Annotated in this window: 19 protein-coding genes and 3 tRNA genes; 15 read left to right on the forward strand and 7 right to left on the reverse strand. The window is 65.5% G+C overall.

Annotation, left to right across the window (positions count from 1 at the left end):
* The first annotated feature begins 58 nt into the window (after positions 1–58).
* From lepA to nagZ, 8 genes are all read left to right on the forward strand, one after another.
* Positions 59–1,852 carry a translation elongation factor 4 gene (lepA, locus tag AB4Y42_RS14455; protein ID WP_368686611.1) on the forward strand — a complete coding sequence of 598 codons (1,794 nt, stop codon included), beginning with the start codon at positions 59–61 and terminating at the stop codon, positions 1,850–1,852.
* 35 nt (positions 1,853–1,887) lie between these two features.
* Positions 1,888–2,784: a signal peptidase I gene (gene lepB, locus AB4Y42_RS14460; protein ID WP_069262567.1), complete on the forward strand. Its 897-nt coding sequence runs from the start codon at positions 1,888–1,890 to the stop codon at positions 2,782–2,784.
* 220 nt (positions 2,785–3,004) lie between these two features.
* On the forward strand, positions 3,005–4,174 hold the full coding sequence (rnc, locus tag AB4Y42_RS14465) for a ribonuclease III (protein ID WP_368694584.1): 1,170 nt from the start codon (positions 3,005–3,007) through the stop codon (positions 4,172–4,174).
* A 54-nt stretch (positions 4,175–4,228) separates the two neighbouring features.
* Positions 4,229–5,134, forward strand: a complete 906-nt coding sequence (gene era, locus AB4Y42_RS14470; protein WP_069262565.1) for a GTPase Era — start codon at positions 4,229–4,231, stop codon at positions 5,132–5,134.
* Between the two features lie 18 nt (positions 5,135–5,152).
* Positions 5,153–6,166: a DNA repair protein RecO gene (gene recO, locus AB4Y42_RS14475; RefSeq protein WP_368694585.1), complete on the forward strand. Its 1,014-nt coding sequence runs from the start codon at positions 5,153–5,155 to the stop codon at positions 6,164–6,166.
* On the forward strand, positions 6,163–6,927 hold the full coding sequence (gene pdxJ / locus AB4Y42_RS14480; RefSeq protein ID WP_368694586.1) for a pyridoxine 5'-phosphate synthase: 765 nt from the start codon (positions 6,163–6,165) through the stop codon (positions 6,925–6,927). The genes recO and pdxJ overlap by 4 nt, the downstream gene beginning before the upstream one ends.
* Positions 6,928–6,982: 55 nt before the next feature.
* Positions 6,983–7,381, forward strand: a complete 399-nt coding sequence (gene acpS / locus AB4Y42_RS14485; protein WP_368694587.1) for a holo-ACP synthase — start codon at positions 6,983–6,985, stop codon at positions 7,379–7,381.
* Between the two features lie 44 nt (positions 7,382–7,425).
* Positions 7,426–8,466, forward strand: coding sequence for a beta-N-acetylhexosaminidase (gene nagZ, locus AB4Y42_RS14490; protein WP_368694588.1), 1,041 nt, complete (start codon positions 7,426–7,428; stop codon positions 8,464–8,466).
* A gap of 90 nt (positions 8,467–8,556) precedes the next feature.
* Here the strand turns inward: nagZ and AB4Y42_RS14495 are convergent, their stop codons facing one another.
* From AB4Y42_RS14495 to earP, 4 genes are all read right to left on the reverse strand, one after another.
* Positions 8,557–9,942, reverse strand: a complete 1,386-nt coding sequence (locus AB4Y42_RS14495; protein ID WP_342921866.1) for a sigma-54 dependent transcriptional regulator — start codon at positions 9,940–9,942, stop codon at positions 8,557–8,559.
* Positions 9,943–10,279: 337 nt separating this feature from the next.
* Positions 10,280–10,489 carry a CsbD family protein gene (locus AB4Y42_RS14500; RefSeq protein WP_368686604.1) on the reverse strand — a complete coding sequence of 70 codons (210 nt, stop codon included), beginning with the start codon at positions 10,487–10,489 and terminating at the stop codon, positions 10,280–10,282.
* A 307-nt stretch (positions 10,490–10,796) separates the two neighbouring features.
* A complete protein-coding gene (efp, locus tag AB4Y42_RS14505) occupies positions 10,797–11,354 on the reverse strand; it encodes an elongation factor P (protein ID WP_133183590.1) in 558 nt (185 codons plus the stop codon).
* 168 nt (positions 11,355–11,522) lie between these two features.
* Positions 11,523–12,707 carry an elongation factor P maturation arginine rhamnosyltransferase EarP gene (earP, locus tag AB4Y42_RS14510; RefSeq protein WP_368686603.1) on the reverse strand — a complete coding sequence of 395 codons (1,185 nt, stop codon included), beginning with the start codon at positions 12,705–12,707 and terminating at the stop codon, positions 11,523–11,525.
* A gap of 200 nt (positions 12,708–12,907) precedes the next feature.
* Between earP and uvrC the strand changes: the two genes are divergently transcribed.
* From uvrC to AB4Y42_RS14545, 7 genes are all read left to right on the forward strand, one after another.
* Positions 12,908–15,130, forward strand: a complete 2,223-nt coding sequence (gene uvrC, locus AB4Y42_RS14515; RefSeq protein WP_368694589.1) for an excinuclease ABC subunit UvrC — start codon at positions 12,908–12,910, stop codon at positions 15,128–15,130.
* Between the two features lie 122 nt (positions 15,131–15,252).
* A complete protein-coding gene (gene pgsA, locus AB4Y42_RS14520; RefSeq protein ID WP_042261239.1) occupies positions 15,253–15,843 on the forward strand; it encodes a CDP-diacylglycerol--glycerol-3-phosphate 3-phosphatidyltransferase in 591 nt (196 codons plus the stop codon).
* A gap of 174 nt (positions 15,844–16,017) precedes the next feature.
* Positions 16,018–16,093, forward strand: a tRNA-Gly gene (locus AB4Y42_RS14525).
* Positions 16,094–16,171: 78 nt separating this feature from the next.
* Positions 16,172–16,247, forward strand: a tRNA-Gly gene (locus tag AB4Y42_RS14530).
* Positions 16,248–16,372: 125 nt separating this feature from the next.
* Positions 16,373–16,446 (forward strand) — tRNA-Cys (locus AB4Y42_RS14535).
* A 124-nt stretch (positions 16,447–16,570) separates the two neighbouring features.
* Positions 16,571–16,843 (forward strand): DUF2164 domain-containing protein, encoded by a 273-nt coding sequence (locus AB4Y42_RS14540; protein WP_233882287.1) that lies wholly within the window; start codon positions 16,571–16,573, stop codon positions 16,841–16,843.
* Between the two features lie 85 nt (positions 16,844–16,928).
* Positions 16,929–17,417 (forward strand): GNAT family N-acetyltransferase, encoded by a 489-nt coding sequence (locus AB4Y42_RS14545; RefSeq protein ID WP_368694590.1) that lies wholly within the window; start codon positions 16,929–16,931, stop codon positions 17,415–17,417.
* Between the two features lie 39 nt (positions 17,418–17,456).
* On the opposite strand, the gene AB4Y42_RS14550 is transcribed toward AB4Y42_RS14545, so the two are convergent.
* From AB4Y42_RS14550 to AB4Y42_RS14560, 3 genes are all read right to left on the reverse strand, one after another.
* The gene (locus AB4Y42_RS14550; RefSeq protein WP_368686724.1) at positions 17,457–18,341 is read right to left on the reverse strand and encodes a cytochrome c oxidase assembly protein; all 885 of its coding nucleotides are present in this window, start codon (positions 18,339–18,341) and stop codon (positions 17,457–17,459) included.
* Between the two features lie 96 nt (positions 18,342–18,437).
* Positions 18,438–18,905, reverse strand: a complete 468-nt coding sequence (locus AB4Y42_RS14555; protein ID WP_368686600.1) for a copper chaperone PCu(A)C — start codon at positions 18,903–18,905, stop codon at positions 18,438–18,440.
* Between the two features lie 66 nt (positions 18,906–18,971).
* Entirely contained in the window at positions 18,972–19,565 is a 594-nt protein-coding gene (locus AB4Y42_RS14560; RefSeq protein WP_368694741.1) for an SCO family protein, read from the reverse strand.
* Positions 19,566–19,609: the final 44 nt, after the last annotated feature.

Raw genomic sequence — 19,609 nt, forward strand, 5'->3', positions numbered from 1 at the left:
TTTACGAGGCGTGTCCAGCTTTCGTTGGGGCGCGCCTTTTTCGCTTGATCGGCACTGAATGGATCATATTCGTAACTTCTCGATCATTGCGCACATCGACCATGGCAAGTCGACGCTCGCCGATCGCATCATCCAGCTGTGCGGCGGCTTGTCCGACCGCGAAATGGAATCGCAGGTGCTCGACTCGATGGATCTCGAGCGCGAGCGCGGCATCACCATCAAGGCGCAGACGGCTGCGCTCTCGTACAAGGCGCGTGACGGCAAGGTCTACAACCTGAACCTGATCGACACGCCCGGGCACGTCGACTTCTCCTACGAGGTGAGCCGCTCGCTCTCCGCGTGCGAGGGCGCGTTGCTCGTGGTGGACGCGAGCCAGGGCGTCGAGGCGCAGACGGTGGCGAACTGCTACACCGCGATCGAACTCGGCGTGGAAGTCGTGCCGGTGCTCAACAAGATCGACCTGCCCGCGGCCAACCCCGAGAACGCGATCGAAGAGATCGAGGACGTGATCGGCATCGACGCCACCGACGCCACACGCTGCAGCGCGAAGACCGGCCTCGGCGTGGAAGACGTGCTCGAAGCGCTCATCGCCAAGGTGCCGCCGCCCGAGGGCGATCCGGAAGCGCCGCTGCAGGCGCTCATCATCGACTCGTGGTTCGACAACTACGTGGGCGTGGTGATGCTTGTGCGTATCGTCAACGGTACGCTGCGTCCGAAGGACAAGATCAAGCTGATGGCCACCGGCGCGCAGTATCCGGTCGAGCACGTCGGCGTGTTCTCGCCCAAGTCGCGCAACCTCGAGCAGCTTTCGGCGGGGCAGGTGGGCTTCATCATCGCCGGCATCAAGGAACTCGCCGCGACCAAGGTGGGCGACACCGTCACGCTCGCGACGAAGCCTGCAGCCGAGCCGCTGCCGGGTTTCAAGGAAGTGAAGCCGCAGGTGTTCGCGGGCCTCTATCCGGTCGAGGCGAACCAGTACGACGCGCTGCGCGAATCGCTCGAAAAGCTCAAGCTCAACGACGCCTCGCTGCAATACGAGCCGGAAGTTTCGCAGGCGCTGGGCTTCGGCTTCCGTTGCGGCTTCCTCGGCCTCCTGCACATGGAAATCGTGCAGGAGCGTCTCGAGCGCGAGTTCGACATGGACCTCATCACCACGGCGCCGACCGTGGTGTACGAAGTCGTGCAGGCGGACGGCAGCACGATCAAGGTCGAGAACCCGGCGAAGATGCCGGAGCCCTCGAAGATTGCCGAGGTCCGCGAGCCGATCGTGACGGTGAACCTGTACATGCCGCAAGAGTACGTGGGTTCGGTCATCACGCTCTGTACGCAAAAGCGCGGCAACCAGATCAACATGCAGTACCACGGCCGCCAGGTGCAGCTCACGTACGAAATTCCGATGGCGGAAATCGTGCTCGACTTCTTCGACCGTCTGAAGTCGGTGTCGCGCGGTTATGCGTCGATGGACTACGAGTTCAAGGAATACCGCACCTCCGACGTCGTGAAGGTCGACATGCTGATCAACGGCGACAAGGTCGATGCGCTGTCCATCATCGTCCACCGTTCGCAGTCGCAGTATCGCGGCCGCGAAGTCGCGGCGAAGATGCGCGAGATCATTCCGCGCCAGATGTACGACGTGGCCATTCAGGCCGCGATCGGGGCGCACATCATCGCGCGCGAGAACATCAAGGCGCTGCGCAAGAACGTGCTGGCCAAGTGCTACGGCGGCGACATCACGCGTAAGAAGAAGCTGCTCGAAAAGCAGAAGGAAGGCAAGAAGCGGATGAAGCAGGTCGGCTCGGTCGAGATTCCGCAGGAGGCCTTCCTCGCCATCCTTCGTGTCGAAGATAAATAAGTAACGCAAATAAGCCGGACAACGGATCTCTCTACATGAATTTTGCGCTGATACTCTTTGTGCTCGTCATCTTGACGGGCGTTGCGTGGGTTGCAGACAAACTGGTGTTCATGCCGCGCCGGCGCCTCGCCGCCGATGCGGCGGTCGCGGAGTTCGACCGTCAGCAGGAACGGGTGGGCGAGCGCTTCGCCGATGAAAACGCGCCCGTCACGCGTCAGAACCTGCGCAACGACAAGCTGCGCCAGCCGTGGTGGCTCGAGTACACGGCGAGCTTCTTCCCCGTCATCCTGATCGTGTTCCTCGTACGCTCGTTCGTCGTCGAGCCGTTCAAGATTCCGTCGGGTTCGATGGTGCCCACGCTGCTCGTGGGGGACTTCATCCTCGTGAACAAGTTCGACTACGGCATCCGCCTGCCGATCACGAACACGAAGATCACCCAGGGCCGCCCGCTCGAGCGCGGCGACGTGGTCGTGTTCCGCTATCCGAAGGACGAGTCGGTCGACTACATCAAGCGTGTGATCGGCCTGCCGGGCGACGTGGTTTCCTATCAGGACAAGCAGCTCACGATCAACGGCAAGCCGGTGCCGGAAGTGCCGCAGGGCGACTTCTTCGACGAAGAGCGCATCGGCTATGCGAAGCAGTTCACGGAAGACCTCGGCAGCGGCCGCAAGAACAACATCCTCAACAACCCCGCGGTGCCGCCGTTCATCGTGGGCGCAGAGGACTATCCGTATCGCGACAACTGCCAGTACAACGCGCGCGGCGTGATCTGCAAGGTGCCGGCGGGCCATTACTTCATGATGGGCGATAACCGCGACAACAGCGCGGACAGCCGCTACTGGGGTTTCGTGCCCGACGCGAACATCGTGGGCCGCGCGTTCTTCATCTGGATGAACTTCAGCAACCTGCGTCGCATCGGTTCGTTCGAGTAATTCGTGTTGGCTCGACGTGCGATGCACGTCGAGCACGCGCGCGAAGAAGCATTAGAAGCAGCAACGAAAAGCGTATGCGCGAACCCGAGACTCACTCGCATCACGCGCATTGCATCTTCGCGCGCTACTTGAAGAATCCCCGGTAACGTCGCTTCGTCACGGTTTTTCGCCCGCCGCCCCCTGTTTTCGCCGGGGGCGGCGGGCGCGTTATACTCTCCCCATGCCCCAATCTCCGTTGGAAAGCCGTTTGCGCTACGAATTTCGCAATGCGGAATTGCTGCGCCAGGCTTTAACCCACCGCAGTCACAGTGCCACGCATAACGAACGCCTCGAATTCCTCGGTGATTCGGTTCTGAATTGCGCGGTGGCTGCCCTATTGTTCCAACGTTTTGGCAAGCTGGACGAAGGCGACCTCTCGCGCGTGCGCGCGAACCTGGTCAAGCAGCAGTCGCTCTACGAGATCGCTCAGGCCCTCAATATTGCCGACGGCCTGCGCCTCGGCGAAGGCGAGTTGCGCAGCGGCGGCTTCCGCCGCCCGTCGATCCTCGCCGACGCGCTGGAGGCGATCTTCGGGGCGATCTTCCTCGACGGCGGCTTCGACGCCGCCCAGACGGTCATCAAGCGCCTCTACGTGCCGATCCTCGATCACATCGATCCGCGCACGCTCGGCAAGGATTCCAAGACACTGCTGCAGGAATACCTGCAGGGTCACAAGATCGCCTTGCCGACCTACACGGTCGTCGCGACGCATGGTGCGGCGCACAATCAGCAGTTCGAAGTCGAATGCACGGTGCCGAAGCTCGACGTGAAGGTGTCGGGTTCGGGCGCGAGCCGTCGCGCGGCGGAGCAGGCCGCGGCGAAGAAGGCGCTCGACGAGGTTATGGCGGCGGCGCCCGCGCTGGTTGCGAAGCCGCGCCGCTCGAAGGGCGCGCGTGCTCCCAAACCGGAGCCTGAGGTCGTCCCCGGCGTGACAGGTGTGCAGGGCGCCCTCGATTTGCGCTCGCCGGAGCGCCGCGAGCGCGCTTCGGCGCGTAGCGAGCGTGCGGCGCAAACCGCGGCAGCCGAAGGCGCGCCGCTCGCGGTGATACGCGCGGCGCACGTCCAGGAGCGTCCGGCGGAGAAGGACAAACCGGCTGAAAAGCCCGTGGAAAAGGCCGAACGCGGTGCAGAGAAGGCCAGCGACAAGCCTGCCGACAAAGCCACGGGCTTCGACGCCGTACCGAGCGCCGGCGCCATCGGCCACCGCTCGGCCGCGGTGAAAGCCGAAGCGGCGTTGCGCACTGTCGAGCGCGCGCAAACCGCAACGGCCGGCGGCACCAGCGCCGACGCCCAGACCCATGCCGAAGCCACGACGGCCATTCCCGTGCGCGCGGCCGATGCCGGCCACTGATTCCACCGAGGCGCGCCGCGAGCGCGCCTCCCGTTTTTCTATTCCGGTCCGATCATGAACGCTCCCACCTCCACTCCTGCCGGTTTCCGTTGCGGCATGGTCGCGATCGTCGGCCGTCCGAACGTCGGCAAATCGACGCTGATGAACGCGCTGGTCGGCCAGAAGATCAGCATCACTTCGCGCAAGGCGCAGACCACGCGCCATCGCATCACCGGCATCAACACGATCGACGACGCGCAGTACATCTTCGTCGACACGCCCGGCTTCCAGACGCGCCACAGCACGGCGCTCAACCGCTCGCTGAACCGCGCGGTGACCTCCACGCTCAGTTCGGTCGATGCCGTGCTGTTCGTGATCGAGGCCGGCAAGTTCGGTCCCGACGACCAGAAAGTGCTCGACCTGATTCCCCCGAGTGCGCCCACGATCCTGATCGCCAACAAGATCGACCGCGTGACCGACAAGGGCACGCTGTATCCGTTCATCCAGCAGGTGCAGGGTCTGCGCGAGTTCCGCGAGATCGTGCCGCTTTCGGCAAATAACCCGGACGACATCAAGCGCCTGCTCGCGACGCTCAAGCCGTATCTGCCCGAAGGCGAGCCGATCTACGGCGAGGACGACCTCACCGATCGCAGCGAGCGCTTCCTCGCTGCCGAAATCCTGCGCGAGAAAGTGTTCCGCTGGACCGGCGACGAACTGCCGTACACGAGCACGGTGCTGATCGACAAGTTCGAGCAGGAAGGGCGGCTGCGCCGCGTCTTCGCGACGATTCTCGTCGAGCGCGACACGCAGAAGGCGATGGTGATCGGCCAGAAGGGCGCGAAGCTCAAGCAGATCAGCACCGAGGCGCGACTCGATATGGAGAAGCTGTTCGACGGTCCCGTGTACCTCGAAACCTTCGTGAAGGTGAAGAGCGGCTGGGCCGACAACGAAGCCGGGCTGCGCGCCTACGGTTACGAGTAAGCACGACGGGCACCGCGTATGAGTGACGGCGCAGCCGGAACCCTGCACGACGACTGGCCCGCGCACGAAGACGCGCAGGCCGACGAGGCAATCGCTGCGGACGAACCGACCGGTTCCCGCAGCGCGCGTCGCTCGCCCGCGAAAGGCACCCAAGGCACGACGAGCACGCGCAGCACGAAGGCGACGAAAGGCGCCGCCACGCGCAACGCGATGACCGAAGGCGCCGACGCCACGCTCGAAGGCCGTGCCGAACCGCGCAACGGCCGCAAGACCACAGCGCGCTCGCAATTTCCGCGCGCGTCACGCAGCACGACCCCCGATTACCGCATCGCCGAGCAGCCGGCTTTCGTGCTCCACAGCTATCCGTACCGCGAGACGAGCCTCATCATCGATGTGCTCTCGCGCGATCACGGCCGCGTGGCGCTCGTCGCGAAGGGCGCGAAGCGTCCGCATTCGGCGTTGCGCGGCGTGCTGCAGACCTTCCAGCCGCTCGCGCTTTCGTGGACCGGCAAGGGCGAGGTGCGCACGCTCACCGGCGCCGAGTGGGTCGGCGGCATGTTGCCGCTGACCGGAGACGCGCTGCTGTGTGGCTTCTACGTGAACGAACTGCTCGTGAAGTTCATCGCGCGCGAAGACCCGCACCCCGAACTCTTTCGCCACTACGTCGTGACGCTCACGCGCCTCGCGCACGACGAGCCGCCCGTGCAGGTGCTGCGCTCGTTCGAGCGCGTGCTGCTGCGCGAGGCGGGCTACGCGCTCGCGCTCAACCGCACCGTGAACCGCAAGACCGTCGTGGCCGAAGGGCGCTACGTGTTCGATCCGGAACGCGGCGTGCGCGAGGCGTCGGACGAATGGCCTTCCCAATGGCCCCGGCTTTCGGGCCAGACGTTGCTCGACATGGAAGAGGACGATTACCATCGACCCCAGACGGTTGCGCAGAGCAAGGCGCTCATGCGCTTCCTGCTGAACACGTACCTTGGCGGCACGCCGCTCGCGACGCGCCAGATTCTGATCGACTTGCAGAACCTATGAGCTTCTTTCTCACTTCGCCCAACGTGATCGACCTCGGTGTGAACATCGACCACGTCGCCACGCTGCGCAACGCGCGCGGCACCGCTTATCCCGATCCGATCCGCGCGGCGCTCCTCGCCGAAGAGGCGGGCGCCGACGCGATCACGCTGCATCTGCGCGAGGATCGCCGTCACATCGTCGACGCCGACGTGCGCGCGCTGCGCCCGCAGCTGAAAACGCGCATGAACCTCGAATGCGCGGTGACGGCCGAGATGCTCGACATCGCGTGCGAGATCGAACCGCACGACGTTTGCCTCGTGCCCGAAAAGCGCGCGGAGCTGACGACCGAAGGCGGCCTCGACGTCGCGGGCCACTTCGACGCCGTCGCCGCCGCCTGCCGTCAGCTTGCCGATGCGGGCTGCCGCGTCTCGCTTTTCATCGACCCGGACGAAACGCAGATCCGCGCGGCGCACGAAACGGGCGCGCCCGTGATCGAGCTGCACACGGGCCGCTACGCCGAGGCACACGACGCCGGCGAGCAGGAACGCGAATACGAGCGCGTGGTCACCGGCGCGAGCTGCGGCAACAGCCTCGGGTTGAAGGTGAACGCCGGCCACGGTCTGCACTACACGAACGTGCAGCAGATCGCGGCCATCGACGGCATCGTCGAGCTGAACATCGGCCACGCGATCGTGGCGCACGCAATTTTCGCGGGTTGGGAAAACGCGGTGCGCGAAATGAAGGCGATCATGGTGGCGGCGCGCCTCGGCACGCGCGGCTGACTGCGACCCCGCACCATCGCGCCGCGCGCAATCGACAGACATCGACGGGAGTCTCATGGCGATCTACGGTATCGGCACCGACATCATCCAGGTGAGCCGCGTGGCGGCAGTCATGGAGCGCACCAACGGGCGCTTCGCGCCGCGCGTGCTCGGCCCGGACGAACTCGCCGTCTACGAGGCGCGCAAGGCGCGCTCGGCGGCGCGGGGTCTCGCGTATCTGAGCACGCGCTTCTCCGCGAAAGAGGCGTTCTCGAAAGCGATCGGCCTCGGCATGCGCATGCCGATGACCTGGCGCGCCATGCAGACCCTCAACGAGCCGGGCGGCCGTCCGGTGATCGTCGCTTCGGGCGAACTCGCGCGGTGGCTCGATGAACGCAGTATCACGGCGCGCGTGAGCATCACCGACGAGCATGACTACGCGGTGTCGTTCGTGGTTGCGGAAATCAACGGCTGATATCTATCGCCGTGCGTTGCGCGGCATCTACGCAAAACTCATCGATGAAGAACAATCCCGGGCCAGTAATGCTCGACGTGGTCGGCACCACGCTGAACGACGACGATGTGCGCCGCCTCGCGCACCCGATGACCGGCGGCGTGATCCTGTTCGCGCGGCACTACGAGAACCGCGCGCAGCTCGTCGCGCTGACCGACGCCATCCGCTCGGTGCGCGAGGACCTGCTGATCGCCGTCGACCATGAAGGCGGCCGCGTGCAGCGCTTTCGCACCGACGGCTTCACCGTGCTGCCGGCCATGGGGCGCCTCGGCGCGCTGTGGGACAAGGACGTGCTGCTCGCCACCAAGCTCGCGACGGCAGTGGGCTATATCCTCGCGAGCGAGCTGCGCGCGTGCGGCATCGATCTCTCGTTCACGCCGGTGCTCGATCTCGGCTACGGCCAGTCGAAGGTGGTGGGCGATCGCGCGTTCCATCGCGATCCGCGCGTCGTCACGCTGCTCGCCAAGAGTCTCAATCACGGGCTATCGCTTGCGGGCATGGCCAATTGCGGCAAGCATTTTCCGGGGCATGGCTTCGCGACGGCGGACTCGCACGTCGCGGTGCCCGTCGACGAGCGTCCGCTCGAAGCGATCCTCGGCGAAGACGCGCAGCCTTACGACTGGCTCGGTCTGTCGCTCACAGCGGTGATGCCGGGGCACGTGATTTATCCGAAAGTCGACTCGAAGCCCGCGGGCTTTTCGCGCATCTGGGTCGAGGAAGTGTTGCGCAAGCGCCTGCGCTTCACGGGCGCGATCTTCAGCGACGACCTCTCGATGGAGGCCGCGCGCCAGGGCGGTACGCTCACCGAGGGCGCGCGCGCCGCGCTCGAGGCGGGTTGCGACATGGTGCTGATCTGCAATCAGCCGCACGAGGCCGAAAAGGTGCTCGACGCGTTGCGTACCATTGAGCCGCGCCGCGCCGCCAAGGCTTCGGGCCTGCGCATCAGGCGCATGCGCGCGCGCGGCAAGGCGCAGCGCTGGGACAGGATGGTGGCGGACCCGGGGTACATCGAGGCGCAGGCATTGCTGCGCAGCGTATTGCCCTGACGCCCTGACTGCCGCATCGGCGCAATGAAAAAAGGCTGTCCTTCGGAAACGAAGGGCAGCCTTTTTACAACGTGCGTGCGCTTTGCCGGTTCAGTTCAGCCGCATGCGCTGGAGCTTGTTGTAGAGCGTCTTGGGGCTGATGCCGAGCAGCGACGCGGCGCGGTGCCGCGTGCCGCCCACGGCGTCGAGCGTCGCGCGGATCAGCATTTCCTCCACGTCGGCGAGCGGCGTGCCCACGGTGACCTGCACGCGGCCGCCGTTCATCTCGCGCGGGCCCGCGCCGCTGCTTTCCTCCGCCTGCAGCGTTTCCAGCACCTCGCCCGAGGCGTGCCACGCGCGCCTCACGCGTTCGTGCAGTTCGCGCACGTTGCCGGGCCAGTCATACGCGAGGCACTCGCGGATGAACGAGGGCGCGACGAGCCGCGTCGCGCCGGCCAGACCGTGCGCCTGGGCCTCCTGATTGAGTTCGTCGATGCACGCGAGCGCGAGCAGGGCGGCGTCGTCGTCGCGCTCTCGCAGCGGTGGCAGCTGGATCGCCGCGGCGTCGAGGCGCAGCCACAGATCGTCGTGCAGCGCGCCCTGCTGGACGGCCTCGCGCGGGTTCGCGCGGGTTGCCGCGATCAGGCGGAAATCGGTGCCCACCTCGCTGTTGCCGCCCACGCGCATGAAGGTCTGCGAATCGAGCGCGCGCAGCAGCGTTTCCTGCTGCTCGCGCGGCAGGTCGGTCAGCTCGTCGATGAAGAGCGTGCCGCCGCTCGCCTGATCGACGAGACCCGGCTCGCGCTGTTCCGCGCCGCTGAACGCGCCGCGCTCGTGGCCGAACAGCACGCTCGCCAGCGGCCGGCCCGCGGCCGCCTCGGCCACGAGCGAGCGCGCGTCGCACACGATGAAGGGCCCCTTGCGGCGGCGGCTCAGCTGGTGCAGCGTACGCGCCGCGACTTCCTTGCCCGTGCCGGCTTCGCCGTGCACGAGCAGCGCCGCTTCGGTGGGCGCGAGCTGTTCGAGCGTGTCGTAGACATGCTGGATCGCGCTGCTGCGCCCGAGCATCGGCCCGAAGTGGCCCATCTTGCGCAGCGTGGCGCGCAGCGCGCGGACTTCCTCGGTCAGCTCGTAAGGACGCGGAATGCGCGCGAGCAGGCTGCGCAGGCGCGGAATGTTGACGGGCTTGAGCAGATAGTCCCAGATGCCGTGGCGCAGGCCTTCGATCGCGCTTTCGACCGTGGCGTTGCCGGTCATCACGATCACGGGCAGCGCGCCGCCTGGCGGCTGCGCGGGCAAATGCGGCAGCAACTCGAGGCCGCCGCCATCGGGCAGGTTCAGGTCGACGAGTACGACGTCGGGGATGAAGCGCGCTAGGGCGGCGCGCGCTTCGGCGAGGGTGGCAGCGGTGTCGACGGAGAACCCGTCGGCCGACAGGATCGCAGAGAGACCTGACAGGCTATTGGGATCGTCTTCGACAATCAGGGCGTGTGGCATGGCGGTAGCGGCTTACGGATGAGCGCGGTCGCGCCGGCGCTGCGCGCGCGGGGTCGCGCACGCGCCCCGGCAGGCAGCCGCGCGGCGCGCGGGAGCGCGGCACGATGCGAAAGATTTCACCGAGATCACGGAGATGTCTCGTAGCAGGGTGTTCAGTTCCGGTCCTCCCAGTTGTGCTGCGCCAGAACGGGGGCGCGACGGCGTTGCCGGGCAGTGAACCGCCGGCGGGGCCGAGCAGCAGCGCAAGCCCGAAGCGCGAGGCGCTTTGGCATGCGTGCAACCCCCTGTTTGCCTGCAAGTGGGCGACCACCGCACCGGCCATGCCGTGGACGGTGCGTCAGTCGCGTGGCCGGTGCGCGTCGAACCAGCGGCGCACTTCCAGTTCTGCCTCGTCACGCGTCTTGCCGTAACGTTCCTGGATAAGCCCGGCGAGCCGATCCGCACGGCCTTCGGCCTTTGCGAGTTCGTCGTCCGTCAACTCGCCCCATGCCGCTTTGGCCTTGCCGATCATCTGCTTCCACTTGCCTTCGGCAATGTCGTTGTTCATTGTGTTTCTCCTGATAAGGGGAAAGAGCGTGGTACGCATGCTCTCTCACCCCACAGCAGAAACCGTGCCGCGGGAGTCACTTTGACCGGTGCGCGCCGCGCATGCTTGGCCGCTTGCCCGCTAAAGGCGGCAAGCACGCAATCCATTGCGCATAACCGGTAAGGTTTTCCGTAGCACTCTCAAACATACACGTTCGGCAAAAAAAGAAAAAGCGCCCCGAGGGGGCGCTTTCATCGCGGTGTCCGCCTTTTGCCGCCGGGGCGGCGGGCGGGCGCCTTGTTGGCCTGACGCTGCGTTCAGGCTGCTTTTAGGCGCGGCTGCGGTACTCGTTCGTACGCGTGTCGATTTCGATCTTGTCGCCGATGTTGCAGAAGAGCGGCACTTGCAGCTCGAAACCGGTGTTCAGCTTGGCGGTCTTCAGGACCTTGCCCGACGACGTGTCGCCCTTGACGGCCGGTTCCGTGTAGATGATCTCGCGCACCAGCACGGTCGGCAGTTCGACCGAGATGGCCTTCTCGTTGTAGAACACGACTTCGCAGGCCATGCCGTCTTCGAGGTAGTTCAGGGCGTCGCCCATCATCTCGCCTTCGACTTCGAACTGGTTGTAGTCGGCGTCCATGAACACGTACATCGGGTCGGCGAAGTACGAGTACGTCACTTCCTTGCGATCCAGCACGACGACGTCGAACTTGTCGTCCGCCTTGTACACGGTTTCCATGCCCGCGCCGGTCAGCAGGTTCTTGAACTTCATCTTCACGACGGCGGAGTTGCGGCCCGATTTGTTGTATTCGGCCTTCTGCACGACCATTGCGTCGTTACCGATCATCACGACGTTGCCGACGCGGAGTTCCTGTGCGGTCTTCATAGTAAAAAACTGTCCTGTCCAGATTGAGTAGCTTCGAGTGTGCTCGACGGCAAACGTCGCAAGCGGATTCGGTTGCTGCTGCTGCAGTTGCTGCGACCCTCTTTCATGCGTGCACGATGGAGGGCGCGGAACTCGAAGCGCTTGAGACGGCTGCCGTCGGATAACCGCTTATTTTAACTGACTTTTTGCGAATTCGGCGAGATTTCCGGCGAGATCGCCAACCTGCCCGAGCTCGGCCGCCCAGGCGTCGGCACGCGCCGTGTAGACCGGCAGATGCTGCGCAAAATCGGCCCAGTCCGGCGTGCCGCGGCCATTCCATGCATGCCAGAAGCGTTCGAGCGCGGCGCGCGGCGCCTTCGGCAGCGTGCGGCCGTAGTGCGCGAGCGCGGCGTCGAGCTTCGGCAGATGGGCGTCGTCGGCTTGCGGATAGATGTGCCACACGAACGGTCGCGCGGCCCATTGCGCGCGCACGAACGAGTCCTCGCCGCGCACGAAGTTGAGGTCGCTCGCCCACAGCAGGGGGTCGTAACCGCGCTGCTCGGTGAACGCCAACGCGTGCGCGCGCAGCGCGCCGCGCGTGGCCTGCGAGCCTGCACCGAATGCCGGCTGCCCGAAAAAACGCGCGAGCGCGCCAGAGATGCGGCCCTCCGGCACGAGCAGGACCACCGGCTTCGCGCCGTCGCGCCATTGCTCGAGCAGCGGGTCGACGGCGGGGTTCTCATAGGCGAACAGCGAGATCACGGTGGCGTCCGGCCCGGGCGGCGGGCCGCCCGTGGCGCGCTGCCACCATGCGTCACGCTCGTCGGGCGAGCGCTCGAAGTCCGCGCGCCCGCCATCGAGCGTGCGCTCCTTGAGCACGCCCCCCGTGCCGGGGCCGAGGCCGGGAAAGAAGAAGTGCTTGGCGAGCGCGTAGCGCGGGTGCGGCGAGGGCCGCAGATGAAAGTCGGCGACCCAGTCCTCGGCGCTCAGATATTCGAGGTTGAGCCAGACGGGCTTGCGCGCCCGCCCGGCCATCGCCGCGACATAGACGCCCGGCAGCTCGCACGCGAACGCCTCGATCACGACATCGGCGATCTGCAGCGTGTCGCCCGCATGCTCGGGCGCGTGCCAGTGTTCGATCACTACGCCTTCGACCGCTTGCGTGGCGCGGCCCGGGTCGAGCGCGGGGCAGAGCTGCTGGAACGCGTGCAGGTCGTCGACGAAGAGGCGCACCTGCCAGCCGTGCTCGTGCGCGAGCTGGCGCGCGAGCCGCCAGCACACGCCGATGTCGCCGAAATTGTCGATGACCGCGCAAAAGAGGTCGCAGGCAATGGCGCTAGCGCTGGCGGTGGTGGGCGTGGGGGCTTCTGTCATGGGTGGCGGACGACGCGGAGAATCAGGACCGCCATGCTGCAAGCGGGTGGGGAACGCCCGGCCGGCAGGTTCGGCGCAGGCTCCGTGCGGCATGGAATGATCTAAACTTGCGATTCTAGGACACAGCCATGAATGCGTCGCGACGGCGGCGCCAGGCCAGGTCTCATCTCTCTCGACGCACCGCCCGTCCCCGAAACTGGATGACCGACACCGACGTTTTCGACCCGAAAAAGGCGCTCGCGCAGTTGCCGCATCTGCCGGGTGTGTACCGCTACTACGACGCGCAAGGCGCGGTCCTCTACGTCGGCAAGGCGCGCGACCTGAAAAAGCGCGTGTCGAGCTACTTCACCAAGACGCAGCTTTCACCGCGCATCGCGATGATGATCACGCGTATCGCGCGCATCGAAACCACGGTCACGCGTTCCGAGGCCGAGGCGCTGCTGCTCGAGAACAACCTCATCAAGGCGCTCACGCCGCGCTACAACATCCTTTTTCGCGACGACAAGTCGTATCCGTTTCTCAAGATCACCGGGCACAAGTTCCCGCGCATGGCGTACTACCGCGGCGCAGTGGATCGCAACAACCAGTACTTCGGGCCGTTTCCGAGCGCCTCGGCGGTGCGCGAGAGCATCCAGATCCTGCAACGCGTATTCCAGTTGCGCACCTGCGAGGACTCGGTGTTCAACAACCGCACGCGGCCTTGCCTGCTGCATCAGATCGGGCGTTGCACGGCGCCTTGCGTGGGCGCCATCGGCGAAGAGGATTACGCGCGCGACGTGAGCAACGCATCGCGCTTTTTGCTGGGCCGCCAGAACGAGGTGATGAGGGAACTGGAGACGAAGATGCACGCGTTCGCCTCCGAGCTGAAGTTCGAGCAGGCGGCGTCCGTGCGCAACCAGATGAGTTCGCTTTCGACAGTGCTGCATCAACAGGCCATCGAAACGGGTAGCGAGAGCGACGTCGATATTCTCGCCGTGGTGGCGCTGGGCGGGCGCGTTTGCGTGAATCTCGCGATGGTGCGCGGCGGCCGGCATCTGGGCGACAAGGCGTATTTCCCCGCGCATGTGGAGCGCGCGCTGACCGACGAGGAGGGCGGCGTCGCCGAGGAAATCGACAGCGAGACCGTGGTTGCGGCGAGCGCGCTGAAGTCGCTGCCAACGCTCGCGCGCAAGACGGTGGAGGACTACGTCGAGGAAGCGCAAGCGGACGACGCACATGACGATGCGGCGCTCGAAGCGGACCCGCTCGCCATTGCGGCCGATCTCGCCGGCGATGACGACGCGGCAAGCGATGCCGAATCCGCCACGGCCGCACTCGAGCCGCAGGCGGATGCGCGCAGGACGCGCGAGATCGGCATCGAATCGGAAGTGCTCGACGCCTTCATCGCGCAGCATTACTTCGGCAACCGCGTGCCGCCCGTGCTGGTCGTGAGCCATCCGCCCGCGAACCGCGAACTCGTGGACGTGCTGAGCGAGCAGGCCGGGCACAAGGTCGCGGTGCTGCGTCAGCCGCAAGGTCAGAAGCGCGCATGGCTAGCGATGGCCGAACAAAACGCGCGCCTCGCGCTCGCGCGTCTGCTCTCCGAGCAGGGCTCGCAGCAGGCCCGCACGCGCACGCTCGCGCAACTGCTCGGGCTCGAACTGGACGATCTCGCGCATCTGCGCATCGAGTGCTTCGACATCAGCCACACGATGGGCGAGGCGACCCAGGCCTCATGCGTGGTCTATCACCATCACAAGATGCAGTCGGCCGAGTACCGGCGCTACAACATCACGGGCATCACGCCCGGCGACGACTACGCCGCCATGCGCCAGGTGCTCACGCGGCGCTACGAGAAGATGGTCGCGCAAGCGGCGCGCGCCGAAGCCGACGAGACGCCTGCGCCGCCCGTGCCGGCGCCCGATCCGGCCGACCCGGATGCGGAGGCGCAAGCTATGGCGGCCGGCGAGACCGTCGAAGCCCCGCCGCCCGGCGGCACGCTGCCCAACATCGTGCTGATCGACGGCGGCAAGGGGCAGGTCGAGATCGCGCGCCAGGTATTCACCGAACTGGGTCTCGATCCGGCGATGCTGGTGGGCGTGGCGAAGGGCGAGGGCCGCAAGGTCGGCCTCGAAACGCTCGTGTTCGCCGATGGCCGCGCGCCGCTCGAACTCGGCAAGGAGAGCGCCGCACTCATGCTCGTCGCGCAGATCCGCGACGAGGCGCACCGCTTCGCCATCACGGGCATGCGCGCGAAGCGCGGCAAAATGCGTCAGACTTCGCGTCTCGAAGAGCTGGAGGGCGTGGGGGCGAAGCGTCGCCAGCGCCTGCTCGCGCGCTTTGGCGGCCTGCGCGGCGTGATGTCGGCGAGCGTGGAGGATCTGGCGAGCGTGGAGGGCATCTCGCGCTCGCTCGCCGAGCAGATCTACCAGCAGCTGCACTGATGCGGCGGCGTCGTTGGCCAGCTCCGGCCTGGCCATTCCTTACGGTTGCTTGTGGCACGTGCGGCGACGCGGCACAATTGCATCTCCCATAATTGCATCTCCCCGACAGATAGCGCCAGCCGATGCCGTTCAATATCCCGATTCTCCTGACCTGGCTGCGGATCCTGGCGATTCCGCTCGTGGTTGGCGTGTTCTATCTGCCGCAGACGATGCTTTCCCCGATGCAGCAGAACGTGCTGGCGATGCTGCTCTTCGTGCTGGCGGCGCTCACGGACTGGTTCGACGGTTTTCTCGCGCGCAAGTGGAATCAGACCTCCTCGTTCGGCGCTTTTCTCGACCCCGTCGCTGACAAGCTCATGGTGACCGCGGCACTCCTTGTGCTCGTGCATCTGCAGCGGCTCGACGCCGTGATCGCGCTCGTGATCGTCGGACGCGAAATCGCGATCTCGGCGCTGCGCGAGTGGATGGCGCAGATCGGCGCGTCGAAGAGCGTGGCCGTGAATTCGCTCGGCAAGTTCAAGACCGCGTGCCAGATGGTCGCGATTCCCATGCTGCTGTTCTACGCGCCGCTCACGCTCGGCGGCGTGACGCTGTTCGACTCGCGCGTGTGGGGCGCGTGGCTCATCTACGTGGCGGCGTTCCTCACGATCTGGTCGATGCTTTACTACATGAAGCTCGCGTGGCCCCAGATCCGCGAACGCGGGAGCTTGTGAATCCCTTATGTCTTTTTCCAAAAAGATCACGCGAAGGGGTTGACACGATTCTGCGGGTTATACATAATCTCACTTCTCCGCTGCACGACGAAGTAGCAAGTAGGCAGATGCAGTAGAGATCGCAGAAGATAAGCTGAAGTTAGTTGAAAATTCGGCGAAATCTGAAGCAGATATGCGGGAGTAGCTCAGTTGGTAGAGCGCAACCTTGCCAAGGTTGAGGTCGCGAGTTCGAGACTCGTCTCCCGCTCCAGATTTCAAGGTGCGGCGTTTTTTCAGCAGGAAAAACGAGGTGCCGAAGCAGTAAAAGTCGCAGTAAAGCAGGACATTTGCGGGAGTAGCTCAGTTGGTAGAGCGCAACCTTGCCAAGGTTGAGGTCGCGAGTTCGAGACTCGTCTCCCGCTCCAAATGCCAAGGGGAAGCAGCGCTTCCCTTTTTGTTTGGCAGGCTTTGAGCGTATCAAGCCATCAAACAAATCTGTCCGGTCGTTGCGAGCGCAAGCAGTTTTCCGCACCCCGGTCAGTCCGCTTCTGGCGCGATAGCAAAGCGGTTATGCAGCGGCCTGCAAAGCCGTGTAGGCCGGTTCGACTCCGGCTCGCGCCTCCAGATGCAAAACAAAAGCCACCTTCGGGTGGCTTTTGTTTTTTGCGTCCGCCTTGCTGCGTTTTTCGCGATGCGCGAACGCACGTGGCGCAAAATAGCCGCAACCCTTCCTCTGCGGTTTCCCAACATGTCCATCGAACTCCCCGAAGACGCGCGCAGCGAAGCGATTGCCTCCATCCAGCGCTATTTCGACGCGAACATGGAGGAGCCGATCGGCAACGTCGCGGCAGGCGCGCTGCTGGGCTTCTTTCTCGAAGAGATCGCGCCGGCGGTCTACAACAAGGCGATTGCCGACGCGCAGGAGAGCATGCAGGCACGCATCGTCGATCTCGACATCGATCTGCACGAAGAGCCGTTCCAGTACTGGCGCAAATACGAGCAACCGCGCCGGCGCAAGTGAGCGCTGCGCAGTGGCGGGTTTGTGGCGCGCGCGGCGCGCGGCATAATCGTGGTCATTGACGATGCTTTGACGGAAATCACCGACCATGACCTTGCAGTCCACCGCCTTGCCGCTGCCCCAATTCGACTGGCAATGGAAAGCCTTTGATGCGCTCGATGCGCGCGAAGTCTACGCCATGCTCAAGCTGCGCTCCGACGCGTTCGTCGTCGAGCAGAACTGCGTGTATGGGGATATCGACGGTCTCGACTTCGGCGCGTGGCATCTGTTTGCATGGAGCGAGCAGGGCGGCGTGCGAGAGCTCGCGGGCTATCTGCGCGTGCTGCTGCCCGACGCGCATGACGCCGACGTGCGCATCGGCCGCGTGGTGACGTCGCAAAACCACCGCGGCATCAAGCTCGGCAACGCGCTGCTCGAACGCGCCATCGCGCAGATCGTCCGTCAATGGCCGGACGTCGCCATGCGTCTGCATGCGCAGGCGCACCTGCAGAAGTTCTACGGTGCGTTCGGCTTCTCACCCGTTGGCGAGATTCACGACGAGGACGGCATTCCGCACGTGTGGATGCGCTCGGCCTGATTCGACGTGTGTCACACCTTGCGCCGGCACTCGAGTGCGTTACGTGCGCAAGGGGCGCTCTTCCTCCTGACGCTCGCCGTCTGCCGGACGCATGCCGGGCCGCCGGTCCCGCTGCAAGCGTCCGCGCGCGGATAGCCGCATCCAGTGGCGCAGCGCGACCAGCGCGCCGACCACGCTCATCATCGACCCCGGAATCCACAGCAGCAGGCCGCCGATCTGCTGGTCGCGCATGGGCGAGAGCCAGGTGAACGCGCGGCCGCAGATCGAGTAGACCGGGTAAAGCTCGCGCGGCGTGAAGAAGATGAACGCGCCGAGCACGATCTGCGGCGGAATCGCCGCGATCACGACGAGCACGCGCTTGCCCGGCGAGAGGCGCGCGGGCGGCGCGGGGCGCGAGTCGAGCACGAGCCACCAGAACAACAGCCCGTCGATCACCATGCTCCAGTTCATGACGCGGTAGAGACGCCAGTCGAGCATCGCGATGAAGTGGATCGGCGAAAAGAGCCAGAAGTAGATGAGCCCGACAAAGAGCCCGACCGCGACGACGGGATGCATGACGATGTCGAGCGCCACGCGCACGGGTCGTGCGGCGAGCGCGGGGCGCACGAAGCGCTGCCGCCACCTGAACGGAATGCCCGCGCGCAGCGCCGCGCCCGGGTAGGCGAGCGCGATGAAGAACGGCCCCAGATGGTGCAGCACCAGGTGCTGCGCGCGATGCATGAAGAACTCGTGCTCGAAGTAGTAGTCGAGGCGCGTATGCAGCACGACGTAGAGCGCGCCAAGCCCGAACCAGAACGAGATCTGGCGTGCGAGCGACACCCGCGCGTGCCGCTTGCCGCGCACGAACAGCACCGCGGCGAGCAGGGTGCAGATCATCACGGTCGGCGAAGGCTCCCAGGGCTGGAGCCAGTAGAGCAGGGTCATCGCGAGCATGGCGGCGGCTTCATCGCGGATTCAACTTGCTTGCGCGCGCAACCAATGAAAAATGCGGTGTATGCGCGCGGTGGTATTGCTGCGGCGTCACTGTCCCGAGGGCGGCTTGACCGCGAACGGCGTGTCGAGCGTTTCGCCGTCCGAGAACTGCAGCTTCACGTTCACCGTGTCGCCCGGCGCGACCTTGTGCTTCGCCTTCTCCAGCATCAGGTGATAGCCGCCCGGTGCGATGGCGAGCGTGCCGTGCGCAGGCACCGTCGCCTTGTGCACCATGATCATCTTCTGCGTCGAGCCATTCGAGACCGTCTGATGCAGCATGACCATGCCGTAAGCGTCGCTCGATACCCCCACGAGGTCGACCGGCTGGTCGCCATCGTTCTTGAGCGTCACGTAGCCCGCGGCCGGGAGGTCGTTGGGCAGCCAGCGCACCCATGCGTCCTGCGCGCTCAGCGTGCCGGCGGCGGCGTGTGCGGCGGGCGCGAAGGCGGCGAGCGCACCGAAGGTGCTCAGCGCGCAGCCGAGCGAGACGGTGAGTGACTTGAGGTTCTTCGTCATAACGTTTCCTGTTGCGATTGCTGTTGCGTCAAAACCCGATGATTGGACCGGCGAGGCCGCATGCGTTCACGCCGTGTCGTTTATGACGCGGCGCAGGTCATGCGCGATCGCGTCCGGAGAGTCGTGGTCGGTGGCGAGCAGGCGCGCATGGCCTTGCGCGTCGAACACATACACGGCCGAACTGTGCGTGACCTCGTAGCTGCCGTCGGGGTCGCGCTTTTCCATCTGGTAGGCCACACGGTAGCGCCGCGCGAGCGACTCGATCTGGGCGTCGGTGCCGGTCAGGCCGCGCGCATGCCGCGCGTCGAACGCGCCTACATAGGCGTGCAATGCCTGCGGCGTGTCGCGCGCCGGATCGACGCTGATGAAGAGTATCCGCACTTTGTCCGCATCGGGGCCGAGCTTCGCTATAACCTGCATCAGGCGCGCCATGGTTTCCGGACAGACGTCCGGGCAATGCGTGTAGCCGAAGTAGACGAGCGTCGTGTCCCCGCGAAAACTGGCGCCGGTCACGCTTTGGCCATTGTCGGCCGTGAGCGCGAAGTCCAGGTCGGGCAGATGACCGCTCACGTTCGTAAGCTGCCACGCCTCGCCCGGGTGCGAGCACGCGGCGAGCAGCACCGCACCGGCCACCACCGCCGCGTGCCGCAGGCTACGCATGCCGCCGCGGAGATAGCGGCTCAAGCGGGTGCGGAACGTGCGCA

Source organism: Paraburkholderia sp. EG286B, assembly GCF_040965655.1.
Taxonomy (GTDB): domain Bacteria; phylum Pseudomonadota; class Gammaproteobacteria; order Burkholderiales; family Burkholderiaceae; genus Paraburkholderia.

What these genes read in the sequence shown, in the direction of transcription:
- lepA (WP_368686611.1), top strand. Translation starts at nt 59, where the DNA reads ATGGATCATATTCGTAACTTCTCGATCATTGCGCACATCGACCATGGC.
- lepB (WP_069262567.1), top strand. Translation starts at nt 1,888, where the DNA reads ATGAATTTTGCGCTGATACTCTTTGTGCTCGTCATCTTGACGGGCGTT.
- rnc (WP_368694584.1), top strand. Translation starts at nt 3,005, where the DNA reads ATGCCCCAATCTCCGTTGGAAAGCCGTTTGCGCTACGAATTTCGCAAT.
- era (WP_069262565.1), top strand. Translation starts at nt 4,229, where the DNA reads ATGAACGCTCCCACCTCCACTCCTGCCGGTTTCCGTTGCGGCATGGTC.
- recO (WP_368694585.1), top strand. Translation starts at nt 5,153, where the DNA reads ATGAGTGACGGCGCAGCCGGAACCCTGCACGACGACTGGCCCGCGCAC.
- pdxJ (WP_368694586.1), top strand. Translation starts at nt 6,163, where the DNA reads ATGAGCTTCTTTCTCACTTCGCCCAACGTGATCGACCTCGGTGTGAAC.
- acpS (WP_368694587.1), top strand. Translation starts at nt 6,983, where the DNA reads ATGGCGATCTACGGTATCGGCACCGACATCATCCAGGTGAGCCGCGTG.
- nagZ (WP_368694588.1), top strand. Translation starts at nt 7,426, where the DNA reads ATGAAGAACAATCCCGGGCCAGTAATGCTCGACGTGGTCGGCACCACG.
- AB4Y42_RS14495 (WP_342921866.1), bottom strand. Translation starts at nt 9,942, where the DNA reads ATGCCACACGCCCTGATTGTCGAAGACGATCCCAATAGCCTGTCAGGT.
- AB4Y42_RS14500 (WP_368686604.1), bottom strand. Translation starts at nt 10,489, where the DNA reads ATGAACAACGACATTGCCGAAGGCAAGTGGAAGCAGATGATCGGCAAG.
- efp (WP_133183590.1), bottom strand. Translation starts at nt 11,354, where the DNA reads ATGAAGACCGCACAGGAACTCCGCGTCGGCAACGTCGTGATGATCGGT.
- earP (WP_368686603.1), bottom strand. Translation starts at nt 12,707, where the DNA reads ATGACAGAAGCCCCCACGCCCACCACCGCCAGCGCTAGCGCCATTGCC.
- uvrC (WP_368694589.1), top strand. Translation starts at nt 12,908, where the DNA reads ATGACCGACACCGACGTTTTCGACCCGAAAAAGGCGCTCGCGCAGTTG.
- pgsA (WP_042261239.1), top strand. Translation starts at nt 15,253, where the DNA reads ATGCCGTTCAATATCCCGATTCTCCTGACCTGGCTGCGGATCCTGGCG.
- AB4Y42_RS14540 (WP_233882287.1), top strand. Translation starts at nt 16,571, where the DNA reads ATGTCCATCGAACTCCCCGAAGACGCGCGCAGCGAAGCGATTGCCTCC.
- AB4Y42_RS14545 (WP_368694590.1), top strand. Translation starts at nt 16,929, where the DNA reads ATGACCTTGCAGTCCACCGCCTTGCCGCTGCCCCAATTCGACTGGCAA.
- AB4Y42_RS14550 (WP_368686724.1), bottom strand. Translation starts at nt 18,341, where the DNA reads ATGACCCTGCTCTACTGGCTCCAGCCCTGGGAGCCTTCGCCGACCGTG.
- AB4Y42_RS14555 (WP_368686600.1), bottom strand. Translation starts at nt 18,905, where the DNA reads ATGACGAAGAACCTCAAGTCACTCACCGTCTCGCTCGGCTGCGCGCTG.
- AB4Y42_RS14560 (WP_368694741.1), bottom strand. Translation starts at nt 19,565, where the DNA reads ATGCGTAGCCTGCGGCACGCGGCGGTGGTGGCCGGTGCGGTGCTGCTC.